Here is a 16,332-nt window from a genome sequence, read left to right on the forward strand (position 1 = left end):
CTAACAACAAGCAAGAAGTGATGGAAGTGTTAACGGGACCGGAGCGCCGGCGAGGAAGTAGTGCCGGCGTTCCAGAGCCAAACTCTTCGTGACTGCTTTCAGCAAGCCTTGCAAGACAACGCCGCCGCCACCAGACGGCATTGTTCATGCCGATGCGCTCTGATCGACGAATGCGCACCCGATGCGGTGGAGGCCCGGCATACATCGCGCAAGCGGCAGCCCGGCGGCAGCACCTGTTCGAGCGCCTCGCGCACGAAGCGCCACGCGCCCTGGTTCTTGTCCTCCTCCTGTGCCCACACCACTTCGGCCAGGTTCTCGAACGTGCCAAGCACAGCCGCCAGCGCGTCATGCGGAAACGGATACAGCTGTTCGACGCGAACCAGTGCTACCGATGCATCTCGCGATTCGTCGCGTGTCCGCTGCAGGTCGTAAAAGAGCTTGCCGCTACAGAGAACGACCCGGGTAACGGCACGCCGATCTGCGATGCCCGGATCTGACTGGACTGGCTCGAACGAACCGTCGATGAACGCCTCCAGCGGCGAATGCGAGGCGGGGTTGCCGTAAAGCTGCGACTTCGGCGACATGACGACGAGCGGCTTGGGTCGAGCCGCCATCGCCTGCTCGCGCAACAGGTGGAACCATTGCGCCGACGTGGACGGAACGACGACGCGCAGGTTGTCGTCGGCGCACAGTTGAAGGAAGCGTCCCAGGTAACCGTTCGAATGTTCCGGGCCAACGCCTTCGTGACCATGCGGCAACAGGACAGTCAACGCAGACTGATAGCCCCACTTGTATTCGCCAGACGCAATGTACTGGTCGATGATGACTTGTGCCCCGTTCACGAAATCGCCGAACTGCGCCTCCCAGATCGTCAGCCGCTTCTTCGTCTGAACGCTGTACCCATATTCGAAGCCAAGTGCGGCTTCTTCCGTAAGGGGTGAATTGACGATATCGAACACGCCCTGATGCGCGGCGATATGTCTGAGCGGGATATGAACGCCGCCGACGGCAGGGTGAACCTCCTGTGCGTGCAAGACCGCATGCCGGTGCATGAACGTGCCGCGCCCCACGTCCATGCCCGAAAGACGAATGCTGTGCCCCTCTTCCAGCAGCGACGCGTAAGCGATGTTTTCGGCAAAGCACCAGTCCGCGGCATGACGTGGGCTGGTCGCCGTCGCCTGCCACCTTGCGATGAGGTTGCCGACGAATTCATGCAGACGGAAGCCGTCCGGCACGCGGGTCGCCGCTGCCGTCAACGATCGGATTCGCTCTGCCGATATCGGATGGAACGGTGTCGTTGCAGCGTTCTCAGGCGTACCTGGCGCGCGAACAGGAGCATTCGCATCGACCGGTTGCGCCTGCAAGGTCCGCAGCGCGTTGGCACGCAAATCAGCGAGTGGCTCAGCGGCGCCGATTGCTGCGTGATAGAGCTCCGTTACCGTGGGGTGGACCGCGACGGCTGTCTGCACCCGCGGCTGCGTGAGGGCCGGAATGTCGTGCTCCGAGTGTCCGAGGCGCCGGTAACCGATCAGGTCGATGACAACGTCGGCTTCGTGTTTCATCCGGTAGTCGAACGCGATCCGAGCGGCGCGAATGACATCGTCCGGGTGGTCGGCATTGACGTGAATGACGGGCGCGTCGATCATGCGCGCGATGTCTGTGCAATACGTGTTCTCGCACACATCCATGAGATTGGGCGTCGTGAAGCCAATCTGATTGTTGACGATGACATGAATGGTGCCGCCCAGCGTGTAGCCGCTCTTGCGAGTCAGGTTCAGCGTCTCCATGACGATGCCCTGACCGGCAAATGCGGCGTCGCCGTGAACGACGATCGGCACGCAAGCCGCATCCGGGTGTTCATCCTGCCATGCGCGTGCCATGCCGCTGACGACGGGGTACACGCTCTGCAGATGCGACGGGTTATGTGCCAGCCACAGCGCGACTTCGCCATGCTGGGTCTGCTTGCGCGCCGTGCCGCCCAGGTGGTAGGGCAGATCGGTCTGCACGGCGGCAATGTCGGATTCGTGGTCCAGGCAGGCCAACATCTTCGCAGCGGGGAAGTCCATCACATTGACGAGCGCGTTGAGACGTCCGCGGTGAGGCATGCCCAGAAAGATCTGCTGCACACCGTCGATGGCCGCGCTGTCGATCAACGCGTCCAGCAGCGGTACGAGGCTGTCGCATCCTTCCAGAGAAAAGCGCTTTGCATGTTCGTGGCGAGAAACCACAAGGCGTTCCCACATTTCCGCTGCCAGCAGGCGGCCCAGTACCGCGTCGCGCTGTTGCGGCGTCGGCGCGGGACATACGAGCTCGGACTCCATGCGGTTGAAGAGCCATCGCCGGCGCGACTCGCTGCGCATACCGCTGCAGTCGAGTCCGAGCGCGCCACAGTAGACGCGTTTGAGTTGCTGCTCCAGCTCAGCCACGGTGGACGCGAAGGGAAATCCCGCCTGATCGGTTGGGCGCATCTGGGCCACATCGAGCCCGTAGAATTGCGGCGAGAGTTCGGGCATCGCGACGCGCGGTGCGAGCGCAAGCGGATCGAGACACGCGATCCGGTAGCCGTCGCGCCGATGCGCCTCGACGAAGCGGGTGATCTGCAACGAGGAGACTGTCGGCACATCGGCCGGAGTCTGCTGCGTGGAGATGCCGGAAGAATGCTGCGGGACGGCGACATGCGCGGAATAATCGTTGGACATGTTGTTTAGGCGTATCGAGAGAAACCGTTAGTCGGATCTCGCCGCCCACTCCCCGATAGCCCCTCGTCCAGGTAGTGCCCAGGCTGATGCAGCAGGACGGGCGCCGTCGAGCAGGCGGCGAGTTGGCCCGGAACGCGAGTTGCGCACACCTTCAGTCGCGTTCCATTGCTTCTTTCATCGAGCCGCTTTGCCGAACCGGCTCGTGTCTCCGTCCTTTATGCCTATGTGCTTCAGGGACAGCCGCTTTCACCTGCCGAGCAGTAGCGGCCGTCGACCATGTGACGCGGGTCGCTCGCGCGTACCGCGGGCGATTGCAGACGCAGATCGCGAGACACCGCCTCGTCCAGGGTGAACTCAGCGACCATTTCGGTGAGCTGGGCAGCCTGCTCGCGCAAGGCCTGCGCTGCAGCGGCGCTTTCTTCGACCAGTGCCGCATTTTCCTGTGTAACCTGGTCCATCTGTGTGACTGCACGGCTGATCTGCTCGATGCCGTCGCTCTGTTCCCGACTGGACGAACTCATCTCCCCGACGATTGCCGTTACCTGCGAGATGCTGCTCACGACTTCGCGAATGATCTGCCCGGCTTCCTCGACGATCTTGCTGCCGTTGTCGACGTGGCCGACCGAGTCGTCGATGAGCGCCTTGATTTCTTTCGCAGCCACCGCACTGCGCTGGGCGAGGCTGCGTACTTCCGCCGCCACCACGGCGAAGCCCCGGCCGTGTTCGCCGGCGCGCGCGGCCTCCACAGCTGCGTTCAGCGCGAGGATGTTGGTCTGGAACGCAATGCCCTCGATTACGCCGATGATGTCGACGATCTTGCGCGACGAGTCGTTGATCGCGCTCATCGTGTCCACCACGCGGTTGACGGCCTCCCCGCCCTTTGCCGCAATGACGGACGCGTTCGATGCAACCCGGTTTGCCTCGAGCGCGTTGTCCGCGTTCTGTCTGACTGTGGACGTGAGTTGCTCCATGGCGGCCGCCGTTTGCTCGAGGGCGCTTGCCTGCTGCTCCGTACGGCTGGACAGATCCATGTTTCCGCTTGCGACTTCGCGTGACGCATGGGTGATCGTTTCGGTTCCCTTGCGTACCCGGACTACGATGCCATGCAGGTTCCCGATCATGTGCCTCAGTGCGTCCAGCAGCCTGCCGACCTCGTCTTTCGATTCGAACTCAAGACGATGAGTCAGGTCGCCTTGTGCCACTGCTTCGGCGAGGCTCACTGCACGGTTGATCGGCCGTGTGATGCCTCGCGTGATGAAGAAGGCTGTTGCCACCGCAGCCAATATCGCGCCGATGGATAGCAGAACCATCTGGATCTTGGCGTTGTTCCCTTCGTCGGCCACTCGCACGACGTCCCTTTGCATCTGGGCCGCCTGGTAGTCGACCATCTTGTCGACCAATACGTAATACTCGTCCTGCTGACGCGCAAGGCCGCCGAGATAGAGCTCGCGAGCTTCCTGCTGCCGGTTCTCCTTCACGAGGTCGAAGAACTTGCGGACACTGCTGCCGTAAGCGGTGCGCGCCTGGAACTGCTCCTTGAAGAGCGCCTTGCTGTCGTCGCTCTTCAGCAGATTTTCGAGCCTCGCGTACGCGTCGGCATTGGTTTTTCTGATGACGGCATAATCGTCCATGTATTTCTTCGCCTGCTCCTCGGAGCTGGCCAGCAACAGGTTGCTCAGAATGCCATTGGCCTTGTAGCCGTTGTTCTTGATCTGGTTACTCAAGGCGATCAGCGAGTAGCGCTCACTGACGATGCTGTCCATCTTTGCGTTGCTGGAGTCGAGGTGCTCGATGCCGACGACCGCCGTTCCTATCAACAGCGCCACGACGAGGCCGAACGCCGAACTGAGGCGAGCCCCGATTTTCAGGTTTGCGTTCCACATTTGTTCGTAACTCCTATATCCACAGTGTTTCAGACGCTAATGCGACGCCCCAATGGGATTTCAGCGATCGGGCCAAGGCACGTGCGGAGGCGAAAGCGAATCGCGGCACGTTGCAATACGCACACTGCGAGGCGGCCGACGCTTCGGCAACGGATGCGCAGCCTGAGCGGCGCAAAGGGGCTCGATGCGGCAAGCTTCGAGCCGCTGGAACCTGATTGCCAATCGTTTTCCCGTTCCGGCTGGGAGGGTCTCGAACGGGTTAACGACAATTTGTCAGAGGAATTAAGGGTTCACCTTAATACTGAATATCTGAGCGCAGATCGAACTGGAAGGAGCGATAAGGGTTGCGCGGCTGCTCGCTTGTCGGCGGCTGTAAGCTTCGGAAGCGAGACAATCCGCAGCCGGGGCGAAGCGCCCAGGGTGGGACGGCGGCTACGTTGCCCGATCGAATTTGTGTGCAAACCGCTCCGTCGCCCATTCGATGAAGACGCGCAACCGCTGGCTCATGTGCCTGTCCGGTGGATACACGAGGAAGAAGGGGTATGGATCCGGTTGCCACGCCGACAGAACAGGCAGAAGCTCGCCACGCGCGATCGCGTCCTTCGCGGCAAAAGAGAAGGTTTGAATCACACCGAGGCCGGCCAGCCCGGCCGCCACATGTGCGTTGCCGTGGTTGACACCCATGCCTTCCAAGCCGCCGATTTCGATTCGCTCGCTGCCCTTCTGAAAACGCATCGGCATGACGCGTCCGGTCCGTGCCGAAACGTAGCTCACGATGCGATGGCCGCTTTTCAGCTGGTCGGGGTGCGTCGGCCTGCCGTGCTGTTTCAGATAATCGGGCGTCGCGCATGTCACCCACGCTGCACGGCCAAGCGGACGTGCGACTAGCGAGAGCGCGTCAGCGTTGCCGCCGCGGACGACGCAATCCACATTCTCGCCGATGAGATCGACCTGCCGGTCGCTCACGCCGAGATCGACCCGTATGTCGGGATATCGCGCAATGAAGTCAGGCAGTGCGGGGATTAACACGCCGCTTGCGCTCACCGAGCCGATGTCGATGCGCAGCCGTCCGCGCGGACGCTGATGTGCGCTGGCGAAACCCGTGTCGATGTCTTCGAGCTCCTTCAGCACGCGCGAGGTGCGCTCGTAGTACGCGGCACCGTCGGGCGTGACCGTGACGCGTCGCGTCGTTCGCTGGAGCAGCTTGACGCCGAGATGCTGCTCCAGCGAACGCACGAGTTTGCTCACCGTGGCGAGCGGCATATCGAGCGAGCCGGCGGCACGCGTGAATGCGCCCGCTTCGACAACGCGGGCGAACACGCGAATGGCAAGGAGCTGGTCCATGTCGATTATCTATCCATGTAGATAAAGTTATCGGATTTAGCCACTTTCTCAACAATCCCCTAGTTTGTACAGTAGCTCTCACATCTTTGAAAGGGAAGTTGATCGTGACTACAACCGCACTTGAACGCTTGCTGGCGCCCGTTCGCCTCGGCAGGCTGGAACTGAAAAACCGCCTGGTCATGGCGCCGATGACCCGCAGCCGCGCGAAGGCCGACGGTAAGCCGGGAGAGTTGGCCGCCGAGTACTACGCGCAGCGCGCGAGCGTCGGCCTGATCGTGACTGAAGGAACTCAACCCTCGGACGATGGGCAGGGTTATCTCGCCACCCCGGGCATCTATTCCGACGCGCATGTCGCCGGCTGGAAGAAGGTCGCCTCTGCCGTGCGTGACCGCGGTGGCCACCTCTTCATCCAGCTCATGCACGCTGGGCGCATGTCGCACCCGGACAACACGCCGCATCGACGCCCGGGCGTCGCGCCTTCGGCCATCGCGCCCGGTGTGCCGATGTTCACGGCCAAGGGGATGCAGGACATTCCCGCACCGCGTGCGCTAACGACCGAGGAGGTGCGCCAGACGGTGGCCGACTTCCGCTTCGCGGCACGCCGCGCAATCGAGGCCGGCGCCGATGGCGTCGAGATCCACGGTGCTAATGCCTACCTGATCCAGCAGTTCTTCGCACCAAACGCCAATACGCGCCCCGACGAATACGGCGGCCCGATCGAAAACCGCGCCCGCTTCGCCATCGAGGTGGCCACTGCGATTGCCGAGGAAATCGGAGCTGACAGGACGGCCATTCGCCTCTCCCCCGGCATGACGATGTGGGGCATCGACGAAGGCGCCGAAGGACCAGCGCTCTACCGCTATCTGATGGGTGCGCTGGATAAGCTCGGTCTGGCATACCTGCACGTTGCGCACCGGGGCAACGAACCGCTGCTGGCCGACATTCGCAAGCGCTGGACGGGCACGCTGATCCTGAACCGGCCGGGCCGCCCCCGTGACGAGATTGGAGCCGATGTTGCCTCGGGGCTCGCCGATCTGGAAGCCTATGGCCAGATGGTGCTGGCCAACCCGGATTTCGTCGTGCGCCTGAAGACCGGTGCAGCGATGAACGAGGCGAACCCCAATGCCTTCTTCGGCGGCGACGGCCAGGGCTATATCGACTATCCGGCGCTGGCCTGAGCCGGAGAAGCCTGAGGGAACGCGCCATGCCAATACCGCCGGCCGCGAGCCCGCTTCGCATCATCGGCACAATGCGGCTCGCGCTGGTCGTCTTGATCGACAGCGTTGCATGGGACCGGCGTAAGCGCTAAAGCGCTAGCTCCGGATCGACAGCGTTGCATGGGACCGGAGTAAGCGCTAAAGCGCTAGCTCCGGATCGACCGCGTTGCATGGGACCGGAGTAAGCGCTAAAGCGCTAGCTCCGGATCGACCGCGTTGCATGGGACCGGAGTAAGCGCTAAAGCGCTAACTCCGGATCGACAGCGTTGCATGGGACCGGAGTAAGCGCTAAAGCGCTAACTCCGGATCGACAGCGTTGCATGGGACCGGAGTAAGCGCTAAAGCGCTAACTCCGGATCGACAGCGTTGCATGGGACCGGAGTAAGCGCTAAAGCGCTAACTCCGGATCGACAGCGTTGCATGGGACCGGAGTAAGCGCTAAAGCGCTAACTCCGGATCGACAGGCGATATACCGTGACACGACAGACAGGCAGTCACTCGTCCATGATCGAGGCAAACCGGTTTGTGTACTTCGCGTGCGTAGTCAGGCACGGAAGCTTCAGCGAAGCCGCGAAGGAAATTCGCGTAAGCAAGTCGACGTTGAGTCGTGTCGTCGCCGACCTGGAACAGGAACTTGGGGCGCAACTTCTCAGGAGAACGACCCGACGCGTGGATGTGACGCACGCGGGCGAGCAGCTATACATACGCTGCCTCGCCGTCTACAAGGCCGTACTGGCGGCGCAAAAGGCACTCGATAATATCGAGGCAGAGTGCGGTATCACTCCAACCGCTTATCGGGAAACGAGCGCGGTTGCCCCCTGACCTGAAAGTCCGCTATTCGAGCCGTAGCGACATTTGAGTGACTATCCTCGCCTTCGGTCGAAAGACCACTCGTGGCCGGAGAACGGTCCTACGGCCAACTTCCGCTGCTTGCCGAACCCGGAAGTTCAGAATCGAACCGTAACCGGCTAACTCGGGCCTGCATCGAACTTCCGTAGTCGACCCGCAAGCGACGGCGACCGCAGTGCAATGAAAGGCCGTTTGCCAGCGAATAGCGGCCGATTACCCCGCCGCGTGATCGCGGCCCGGTGCCGGCACTCCGTTAACTAATCGTTCTCCCGCGAGATCCTGCGACCACCATGGCTCGCTCTGCAGCAAGCGCAACGGCAGGCATTTTCTGCCACGTGTTGACTGACGTGCACGCGCCAATGAGCCGAACTCATGGCGTAGAGTGGAGGCCAATAAACGTTGATCGCCGAAGGCTCGGCCTCACTCGATGATCAGAAGTTATGGATCAGGCCGATGCCCGCACCAAACTGGCTACGCGATGACGACGGCGAGTTGTTGAAACCGTTGCCGATCGATGCCGTTGCGTCGATGATCTCCCCGCCATTGAGCGTCATGCCGTTTGCGCGCTGGTAAGCCTCGACTGCGTAGAGGCCCGTGCGCTTCGACAGGTTGTAGAACTGTGACAGCGTAAACTGGTGGTACTGCGCTGCGCTCGTGATGCCGTTCGACCGGGTTGCGCGTGTGTAGCTGTAGCCACCCGCGAGGGCCCACCGGCCCGCAGGCTTCCATCGAAGCACGGCGCCTGCCGTGTTGAATGTCGCCTCGTTGCGGAATGTCGAGCCGGCGCCCGGGATGTACTGCACGTTCGAGTACGATGCTGTGACGTCCCACTCGGATGTGAGGTAGCCCGCCGTCACAGCCGCGCGCTGCTGCGCTTGCGCCGTCTTATACCCGTTGTTGATCGCCGACACGGCTGTCTGGGCGCCGCCGTTCGACAGCGTGGATTCCGCACCCCAGGCACCGCCGCCCGGCGTCGAGTTATTCACACGCTGGAAGCCGGCAGCGACGCCATAGGGACCGTGGACATACCGGACGCCCGCGCTCCAGGTCGAGCCGTCGTTCAGGCTGCCCGGCACGCCACCAAACGCGTACGAGCCTCCAACCGTGAAGCCGTAAAAATCCGGCGACATGTAGACGAGCGAATTGTTAGCGCGGTAGTCGACGTCGAGCGCGTCGATGTCGCCAGGGTGTGCGCCGAAGTAGCCGGTCAGCCAGTTGTTCGGCGTGTACGGCGACAGCAGCGTGTAGTACGCCGTGTACTGGCGGCCTGCCGTCAGCACGCCGTATTGCGGGTCGGACAGCCCCACCCACGACTGACGCGTGAACATGCCGCCGCTGAATTGTGAGGTACCGTTATTGGTGTTCACGCCCGCTTCGAGCTGAAAGACGGCCTTCAAGCCACCGCCCAGGTCCTCAGCACCCTTCAGACCGAACCGGCTTCCTAGCCAGACGCCCGTCGACATCTTCACCGCCGAGCGACCGCCGGTCGTCGAGCCGAGCGACGTGCTACTGCTTTGATAGGTGATGCCGTTATCGACGAGCCCGTAGAGGATCACGCTGCTTTGAGCGCAAACAGTGCCGGACACAAGACCTGCGGCCGTCGTGGCGATCGCGACGCATTTCTTCATCGATTTTCTCCGTCTTCAAATTCTTCCCTGGCGCGGCCGTACACCCAGGACGTGAAACCAAAGTCCTCAACGTGGTACCGCTTGCACGCTAGCCTTGCTCCTTTCCGGCAAGGAACAGCCCGACGGCGATGAGCACCGGTGGCACGGCAAAACTCCAGTGACCGGCAAGCCGGAGCATGCCTGCCGCTGCACCGCATCCTGCTGCGAAGCTCGCGACACTTTCCGCCATCCGCGCGAGCGGCGACGGTCCGCCGGACGCCGCAGGCTGAACCTTCCAGAAGCGGTCGGCCAGCTGCAGCATGAACTGGGTGACGGTCCCCGTCATGAGCGTCGATGGCGGCGCATCCGACAGATGGAGCCGATGGAGCGCATTCTGGATCGACATTGCGGCGACAAGCGTAAGGCCAGTAGCAACTGCCCTCCAGTCGTCTCCGTCGGTGAGCGGACCAAGACGGATCGCAAGCGCCGCGCCGAGCGCGAGCAACAGCACCTGAACGCCGAGCATCACGCGCAGTACCGGCGCGCCGGCCTCCGACAGCCGATAGCTCATAGCGCCCGCCAGCATGACCGCCAGGCAAAACACCGGCAACGCCAGCAGCTTCGCGACAGCGCCCGTCGTGCCGAAAACGACCGTTGCCCCCAACGTGACGAAGTTTCCGGTAACGTGCGCCGTAAACAAGCCGTGCAGCGCGAGAAAGCCAGCCGTGTCGACATAGCCGCCATTGAAGCTCAGCAACGTCGGTAAATTCCGCCTCATCGCGCGATCCTTCATGATCTGCATTCGTTTTGCAATCGCCGCGAGCATTGCATGCGAACAGCTTCTCCGCAAGCCTCGAGAAAGATGGATCAAATTCGCATTGAGCGCAATCCGCTGAGAATGATCATCAGTCTTGCCGGGCATCCGGCCGACGGACACGCTTATCGGCGAAGTCGTGCCAGGCGACCAGCAGAAATCCGCCCACGAGACCGAGGTGTTCGAAGAACGCATTAGCTGTCGGCGTGCGGTTGGGCGGCGCCATTTCCCAGAACCGGTTGACGAGGAACGTCGCCATCAGCGTGAACGCAGCCAGCGCGAGCGCTCCGAGCCAGCGAAAACGGCCTGTGAGGATCGCGATCGGCGCGGCCAACTCCAGCACGATGGTCGCGGCGGCCAACGGTGCGGCAGGCGCAAGTCCGGCATGAGCCATCTCCGCCACCGCCCCGCTGAAATCCAGGGCCTTCACAAGGCCGCCCTGCAGATAGGCCGAGCAAAGCCCGAGCAATGCGATCCATCTCACCGCAAGGACGCTCTTTGACGAGCGTGTCCATTCGACGGACGTCGAGCGGGAGCGCCGCGCCGTTGCCTCTTCGTCGCGCCCCATCTCATACCGCCCAGCAAGCGCATCCGAGCGCACCCCAGAAGTCTTTCAGATCCGATACCGGTATCTTGCTTGACCACGCACGCGCGTGCGCGTGGCCGTGCACGCTACATGCGTTCGCGCAACCGCAAAGCTGCGCAGCGACGCGCTGCAGCGGCGCGCCATTGCCGCCTTGCGGCGCGGCCCAGCCGGCGTAGCCACCGTACGTACGCACCGGCGACCAGTCGGGCATGGCAGGCGGTATCGGTGAATCAAACTCCGCAAAAGGTCCGGCGGCAAACACGATCTTGCCGCCTACCAGAGTCAGCAGCGACGTCGTGTCGGGGATGTCGGCTTCGGGGCACGACATGTAGTCGCGATCGGGCACGATCAGGTCCGCGAACTGCCCGGCTTCGATTCGGCCTTTTCTGCCTTCTTCGTTCGAGAACCACGTGACGTTCTCGGTCCACATACGCAGGGCAGTCTCACGGTCAAGGCAGTTACGTTGCGGGTAGAGCCTCATGCCCGCAACGGTCCGTCCCGTTACGAGCCAGGCAAGCGACACCCACGGGTTGTACGAGGCGACACGCGTCGCGTCGGTGCCCGCCGACACCCTGACGCCCTTTTCGATCATGCGTGCAATCGGTGGCGTTGCTTCGGCCGCCTGCGCGCCGTAACGTTCGACGAAGTATTCACCCTGGTACGCCATCCGATGCTGGACGGCAATGCCGCCGCCCAAGGCGGCGATGCGATCGATCGAGCGGTCCGTGATGGTTTCCGCGTGATCGAAGAACCAGTTCAGGCCTTTGAGAGGAATATCGCGGTCCACGCGCTCGAACACGTCCAGGGCGCGGCTGATCGTTTCGTCGTAGGTGGCGTGCAGTCGCCACGGCCAGCGGTTCTGCGCGAGAACGCGCACGATCTCTTCCAGTTCGCCTTCCATTTCGGCGGGCATGTCCGGGCGCGGCTGGCGGAAGTCCTCGAAGTCGGCGGCCGAGAACACCAGCATCTCGCCCGCGCCGTTGTGCCTGAAGTAATCGTTACCCTGTTTGTAGGTCGATGTCTTCGTCCAGTTCAGGAAGTCTTCTTTTTCCCCCTTCGGCTTCTGCGTAAACAGGTTGTAGGCAAGCCGGATCGTGAGCTGGCCGTCGTCGGACAGCTTCTGGACTACCGCGTAGTCTTCGGGATAGTTCTGGTAGCCGCCGCCGGCGTCGATCGCGCCAGTCACGCCCAGGCGGTTCAGTTCCCGCATGAAATGGCGCGTGGAATTGAGCTGGTACTCGAATGGCAGCTTCGGGCCTTTGGCAAGCGTTGCGTACAAAATGGCGGCGTTCGGTTTGGCGAGCAGCAGGCCTGTCGGGTTGCCAGCCCGGTCACGCACAATTTCGCCTCCCGGTGGCTCGGGTGTGTCCTTCGTGTAGCCCACCACGCGCAGCGCCGCAGCATTGAGGATCGCGCGATCATACAGATGCAGGATGAACACCGGCGTGTCCGGTGCAATAGCGTTGATCTCGTCGATCGTGGGAAGGCGCTTTTCGTCGAACTGATGCTCCGTGAACCCACCCACCACGCGCACCCACTGCGGCGGCGGGGTGATCGCCACCTGGTGCTTGAGCATCGCCATGGCCGTGGCGAGCGAGCGCACGCCTTCCCAGCGTAGCTCCATGTTGAAATTGAGGCCGCCGCGAATGATATGCAGATGATTGTCGATGAGACCCGGCAGCACGGGCTGCCCCTTCAGATCGATCACCTGTGTGGTATCGCCCGCGAGCGGCAGGATGTCGGCGTCATTGCCTACCGCCGTGAAGACACCATCCCGGATCGCCACCGCGCTGGCCTCGGGCTTGCTTCGGTCGAGCGTCGTACAGCGGCCGTGATGAAGAATCAGTTCCACTGTGTCGGCGTGCTGGTTCATGAGCGCTTCTCCGGTGAGGTCGTGGTGGCGCCAATCGTCGTGTTGCCTGTATGACGTCCCGGCAATGAGCCGAACATGTGCTGGGTGCACTTCGACTCCTGCCAGGCAGTGTGGAAGGCGTTGCCCGAGAGCATCTGCCTCGCGACCGGGACGATCTGCTCGCCAGCGAGAATGCCGAGTAACCCCACCAGCGCGACGAGTGGCGGCGCTGGCGAGCGCACGTGAAGCAGGCTATAGATCACGCCCACCAGCACACCGGCGAGCAGTGAAAAAAGATAGAGCTTCATCGGCTTGCCTCCTTGACGTTGCGGCTTGGAAGGATCTCAAAAATCGGGACAAGGCGGTTGGCAGGAAGCCACGGCCCAGAGTTCTGCAATACGCCGCCTCAGCATGAATGAAAAGTAGTTCATTTGAACCAGTCCCGCCAGCAATCTGGGCTGTCCACGCATGCGTGTTTGTATGCAGGAAGCTACAAATTCGCGAGGTAGCTCGATGCCGCCATGCGTTGGCAGCGAGAACCGCTTGATTTTTCACCGCTGGATTTCTAGTCTTCTCCGTACACCCGCCATGGTGCCAATAGCATTCGCGCACGTTGATCCTCGCGACACGACTTGCGCTGTGCAACATGCACGGTTTCTCACCGATGAGGTCCTTACCCCCGGCACTTCTTTCTAGATGCCGTTCATGATCGGATGTCCGACCATTTGAAGATGTCCGACCTATCGATTGATTGGATGAGTCAAATCATGAGCAACCCAAAACTTGAAGTGCTGACACCTGAAAACTGTCAGTTGATTTTTATCGATCAGCAGCCGCAGATGGCGTTCGGCGTCCAGTCGATCGACCGCCAGGTGCTGAAGAACAACGTGGTAGGCCTCGCCAAGGCGGCAAAGGTCTTCAACATTCCCACCACCATCACGACGGTGGAGTCTGAGAGCTTCTCCGGCTTCACGTACCCGGAACTGCTGGATGTGTTTCCGGGGCAGAAGGTGCTCGAACGTACGTCGATGAATTCGTGGGATGACCAGAAGGTGCGTGACGCGCTGGCCGGCAATGGACGCAAGAAGGTTGTAGTCTCGGGCCTGTGGACTGAAGTCTGCAACAACACTTTCGCGTTGTGCGCCATGGACGAAGGCGGTTACGAAATCTATATGGTGGCCGACGCGTCAGGCGGCACGTCGAAAGACGGGCACGACTTTGCGATGCAGCGCATGATCCAGGCGGGCGTCGTACCGATGACGTGGCAACAGGTGTTGCTGGAGTGGCAACGCGACTGGGCTCGCAAGGAGACATACGATGCGGTAATGGCCATCGTCAGGGAGCATTCCGGCGCGTACGGCATGGGCGTGGACTATGCGTACACGATGGTTCACAAGGCGCCGCAGCGCACGGCGGGTGCGCATGAGGCACTTGCACCCGTGCACGCCGGATAGCCTGCCGCAAACGCGCTTCACCATGCTGGGTCACGCCGGCTATCCGGCGCCACCTTTTAAGGTGTGACGCAGTACAAAGTGACGTTGGTCCGTGGACGGCGCTGGGAGGCCCGCGGCCGCATCGTCGTCGATGTGGAATTGCACGTCGACCGGGACCGTAGCCGATATGTCCGGCGTATCGTGTCCGTCGATGCCGCCTTCGATGAGAGCCAGCGCGCCCGCCTCGCCGAAATCTGCGAGAAAACCCCCGTCAGGCTGCTCATCAAGCGAGGTACGCGTATTGACACCACCATGCAAACATATTTTGATTGATGCGCGGCATTGCAGACTCACTCGCACGATGCAGGACGTGCAACCCGATGGTCTGCTCCCAGACGGAGCCGGATGACGACCGGCTCAGGTCGCCCCCCAGCCGCCGTTGGAGCCGGCACCGCGTCAACGGCAGCTTTCGAGGTCCAACGGTCATTCGTGCCGCCGCGGCCGCCGGCACGTTCTCGACCATTGCGGTCATCAGCAGCCCATCGAGTTCCGTGCTCACCGAATGGCTGTCTGGATGGGGGGCTTTCAGCGGGTTGAGGTGGTGAACAAACGCGCGGGCGCCGTCACGTTGAGATGTTCGCCCGATGTAGACGTGGGAGAACCACTGGCGCGTATAAGGCAACGCCAGTGGTACAACGGCAATGATTGGATTACATCTGGAAGGCCAGCACTCCGCCGTTTGTAAAGTTGTTGGCGACGCAGGTCGCGCATCCTGCCGGAGTGCCGGCCGCGGAGTACGGCATGAAGATGAGACCGGACACAGGGTCAACCGCCACCGAATGGGTGTTGTTTCCCGTTGCCACTCGAGCGACCACCGTGCGCGCTGTCGCATCGATAACGGTCAGGACCGGCGTACAGGGAGCCGCAGCCGAGCAGCCTGCGGAGCCGACCGAGTTACCCGTCGCCGTCCAGCGATAGCTAGCGTTATAGTAGCGATTGGACTTTGCATCATATTGGATTTCATCTCCTCCGCCAGCATTGAGAGACGCCACCAAAGCACCTGACGAGCGATTCAGGATCTGTACGAGGAGCGGTGCTCCCGCCGTCGCCTCGCGGCAGCCTACCGCGGCGTCGGTACCCGGTCCGAGCGCAAGCCCGGTGGGATCGCAATTGCCGAGAGGATACGCGGCAGCGCCAGCGAGGTCGGTGTAATTGACCGTTGCGCCGCGCGGAATCGCTCGGATCGAGGCCGCGGGAACCTTGATGAGTTCACCATGCGGATTGGCAGTGCTTCCGTCGTTGTTGACGAAGAATGTATCGCTTGCGGCGTCATATCGGCACTGTTCAAGACCTGCCGAAGGCGCTCCTCCTGCGTCCGAGAAGGTGACCTTAGCCAAAATCGTCTGCGTCTGTGTGTCGATGAACGTCGCGAATGGCGTTGCTTCCTCCGGACTCGAGATCATGTAAACATTGTGGACCGAGTCCAGACATCCTTCGTCTGCCCGGACGCCACCCGTGCTCACGGTGATGCTCTTGACGATTGTGTTTGTCGCCGGATCGGCAATCTTCACCGAATTCACATCGCCAACGTACAGAAGGTTTCCCACGGCGTTGATTCCATCAGGTCCGGACAGCGCTGGCCTCGCACCTGCACCTGCAAAGGCCAACGCCCCGCTCCCCTTGATCTGGGCAACGAGTTTCTGGCTCGCGATGTCGATCACATCCACTGCCGCGTTATTGCGGTCCGTAAAGAAGAAGCGCCCCCCGCTGATATCGCCCAGGTCAAACGAAAAGTTAACGCCTGGACCTGCGCCGGGTATCGCGATGTCTGCGACGACATGCGGCACTCCTGAAGAATTGACGCTGCCTCCGCAAGCGGTCAGAAGTGACGCACTCAGCACGGTAATACCTAACATTCTCTGCAACTTCATTTTCGTCTCCAAACGTTCTAATGGTTGTGGGAATAAAGCGTGGCAAACAACCTTTGGCTAGTGAAGCCCTACTACCCAGCCAGGTCTACTTACGAGCTTGACGACAAATGACCTCAC

At 61.7% G+C, this 16,332-nt stretch carries 12 protein-coding genes and 1 pseudogene; 4 read left to right on the plus strand and 9 right to left on the minus strand.

The window, feature by feature from the left end:
• Positions 1–98: 98 nt before the first annotated feature.
• The 3 genes from WN982_RS33430 to WN982_RS33440 form a co-directional block, all read right to left on the minus strand.
• A complete protein-coding gene (locus WN982_RS33430; protein WP_341316295.1) occupies positions 99–2,699 on the minus strand; it encodes a 2-oxoglutarate dehydrogenase E1 component in 2,601 nt (866 codons plus the stop codon).
• Positions 2,700–2,929: 230 nt separating this feature from the next.
• Positions 2,930–4,582 (minus strand): methyl-accepting chemotaxis protein, encoded by a 1,653-nt coding sequence (locus tag WN982_RS33435; RefSeq protein ID WP_341316296.1) that lies wholly within the window; start codon positions 4,580–4,582, stop codon positions 2,930–2,932.
• 432 nt (positions 4,583–5,014) lie between these two features.
• Complete coding sequence (locus WN982_RS33440) at positions 5,015–5,926, minus strand: LysR family transcriptional regulator (protein ID WP_341316297.1); 912 nt, start codon at positions 5,924–5,926, stop codon at positions 5,015–5,017.
• Positions 5,927–6,105: 179 nt separating this feature from the next.
• Here WN982_RS33440 and WN982_RS33445 point away from each other — a divergent pair, with 179 nt between their 5' ends.
• Together WN982_RS33445 and WN982_RS33450 are read left to right on the plus strand one after the other, a co-directional pair.
• The gene (locus tag WN982_RS33445) at positions 6,106–7,104 is read left to right on the plus strand and encodes an alkene reductase (RefSeq protein WP_341319498.1); all 999 of its coding nucleotides are present in this window, start codon (positions 6,106–6,108) and stop codon (positions 7,102–7,104) included.
• Between the two features lie 513 nt (positions 7,105–7,617).
• Positions 7,618–7,965: a LysR family transcriptional regulator gene (locus tag WN982_RS33450; protein ID WP_341316298.1), complete on the plus strand. Its 348-nt coding sequence runs from the start codon at positions 7,618–7,620 to the stop codon at positions 7,963–7,965.
• Between the two features lie 458 nt (positions 7,966–8,423).
• On the opposite strand, the gene WN982_RS33455 is transcribed toward WN982_RS33450, so the two are convergent.
• From WN982_RS33455 to WN982_RS33475, 5 genes are all read right to left on the minus strand, one after another.
• Positions 8,424–9,620, minus strand: a complete 1,197-nt coding sequence (locus WN982_RS33455; RefSeq protein ID WP_341316299.1) for a porin — start codon at positions 9,618–9,620, stop codon at positions 8,424–8,426.
• 88 nt (positions 9,621–9,708) lie between these two features.
• Entirely contained in the window at positions 9,709–10,377 is a 669-nt protein-coding gene (locus WN982_RS33460; protein ID WP_341316300.1) for a YoaK family protein, read from the minus strand.
• A 127-nt stretch (positions 10,378–10,504) separates the two neighbouring features.
• Entirely contained in the window at positions 10,505–10,981 is a 477-nt protein-coding gene (locus tag WN982_RS33465) for a DoxX family protein (RefSeq protein ID WP_341316301.1), read from the minus strand.
• 1 nt (position 10,982) lies between these two features.
• Complete coding sequence (locus tag WN982_RS33470) at positions 10,983–12,872, minus strand: amidohydrolase (RefSeq protein WP_341316302.1); 1,890 nt, start codon at positions 12,870–12,872, stop codon at positions 10,983–10,985.
• On the minus strand, positions 12,869–13,159 hold the full coding sequence (locus WN982_RS33475; protein WP_341316303.1) for a XapX domain-containing protein: 291 nt from the start codon (positions 13,157–13,159) through the stop codon (positions 12,869–12,871). Before WN982_RS33475 ends, WN982_RS33470 begins: the two co-directional genes overlap by 4 nt.
• A 459-nt stretch (positions 13,160–13,618) precedes the next feature.
• On the opposite strand from WN982_RS33475, the gene WN982_RS33480 reads away from it, so the two are divergent.
• On the plus strand, positions 13,619–14,305 hold the full coding sequence (locus WN982_RS33480; RefSeq protein ID WP_341316304.1) for a hydrolase: 687 nt from the start codon (positions 13,619–13,621) through the stop codon (positions 14,303–14,305).
• 117 nt (positions 14,306–14,422) lie between these two features.
• A pseudogene (locus WN982_RS33485) lies at positions 14,423–14,617 on the plus strand (OsmC family peroxiredoxin); the annotation flags it as partial.
• A gap of 377 nt (positions 14,618–14,994) precedes the next feature.
• On the opposite strand, the gene WN982_RS33490 reads toward WN982_RS33485, so the two are convergent.
• Entirely contained in the window at positions 14,995–16,215 is a 1,221-nt protein-coding gene (locus tag WN982_RS33490) for a hypothetical protein (protein ID WP_341316305.1), read from the minus strand.
• Between the last annotated feature and the right edge of the window lie 117 nt (positions 16,216–16,332).

This window comes from Paraburkholderia sp. IMGN_8 (assembly GCF_038050405.1).
Taxonomy (GTDB): Bacteria; Pseudomonadota; Gammaproteobacteria; order Burkholderiales; family Burkholderiaceae; genus Paraburkholderia.

Bases quoted from the DNA above. Each gene is read 5' to 3' on its own strand.
- WN982_RS33430 (WP_341316295.1), bottom strand. From the start codon at position 2,699: ATGTCCAACGATTATTCCGCGCATGTCGCCGTCCCGCAGCATTCTTCC.
- WN982_RS33435 (WP_341316296.1), bottom strand. From the start codon at position 4,582: ATGTGGAACGCAAACCTGAAAATCGGGGCTCGCCTCAGTTCGGCGTTC.
- WN982_RS33440 (WP_341316297.1), bottom strand. From the start codon at position 5,926: ATGGACCAGCTCCTTGCCATTCGCGTGTTCGCCCGCGTTGTCGAAGCG.
- WN982_RS33445 (WP_341319498.1), top strand. From the start codon at position 6,106: ATGGCGCCGATGACCCGCAGCCGCGCGAAGGCCGACGGTAAGCCGGGA.
- WN982_RS33455 (WP_341316299.1), bottom strand. From the start codon at position 9,620: ATGAAGAAATGCGTCGCGATCGCCACGACGGCCGCAGGTCTTGTGTCC.
- WN982_RS33460 (WP_341316300.1), bottom strand. From the start codon at position 10,377: ATGAGGCGGAATTTACCGACGTTGCTGAGCTTCAATGGCGGCTATGTC.
- WN982_RS33465 (WP_341316301.1), bottom strand. From the start codon at position 10,981: ATGGGGCGCGACGAAGAGGCAACGGCGCGGCGCTCCCGCTCGACGTCC.
- WN982_RS33470 (WP_341316302.1), bottom strand. From the start codon at position 12,872: ATGAACCAGCACGCCGACACAGTGGAACTGATTCTTCATCACGGCCGC.
- WN982_RS33475 (WP_341316303.1), bottom strand. From the start codon at position 13,159: ATGAAGCTCTATCTTTTTTCACTGCTCGCCGGTGTGCTGGTGGGCGTG.
- WN982_RS33480 (WP_341316304.1), top strand. From the start codon at position 13,619: ATGAGCAACCCAAAACTTGAAGTGCTGACACCTGAAAACTGTCAGTTG.
- WN982_RS33490 (WP_341316305.1), bottom strand. From the start codon at position 16,215: ATGAAGTTGCAGAGAATGTTAGGTATTACCGTGCTGAGTGCGTCACTT.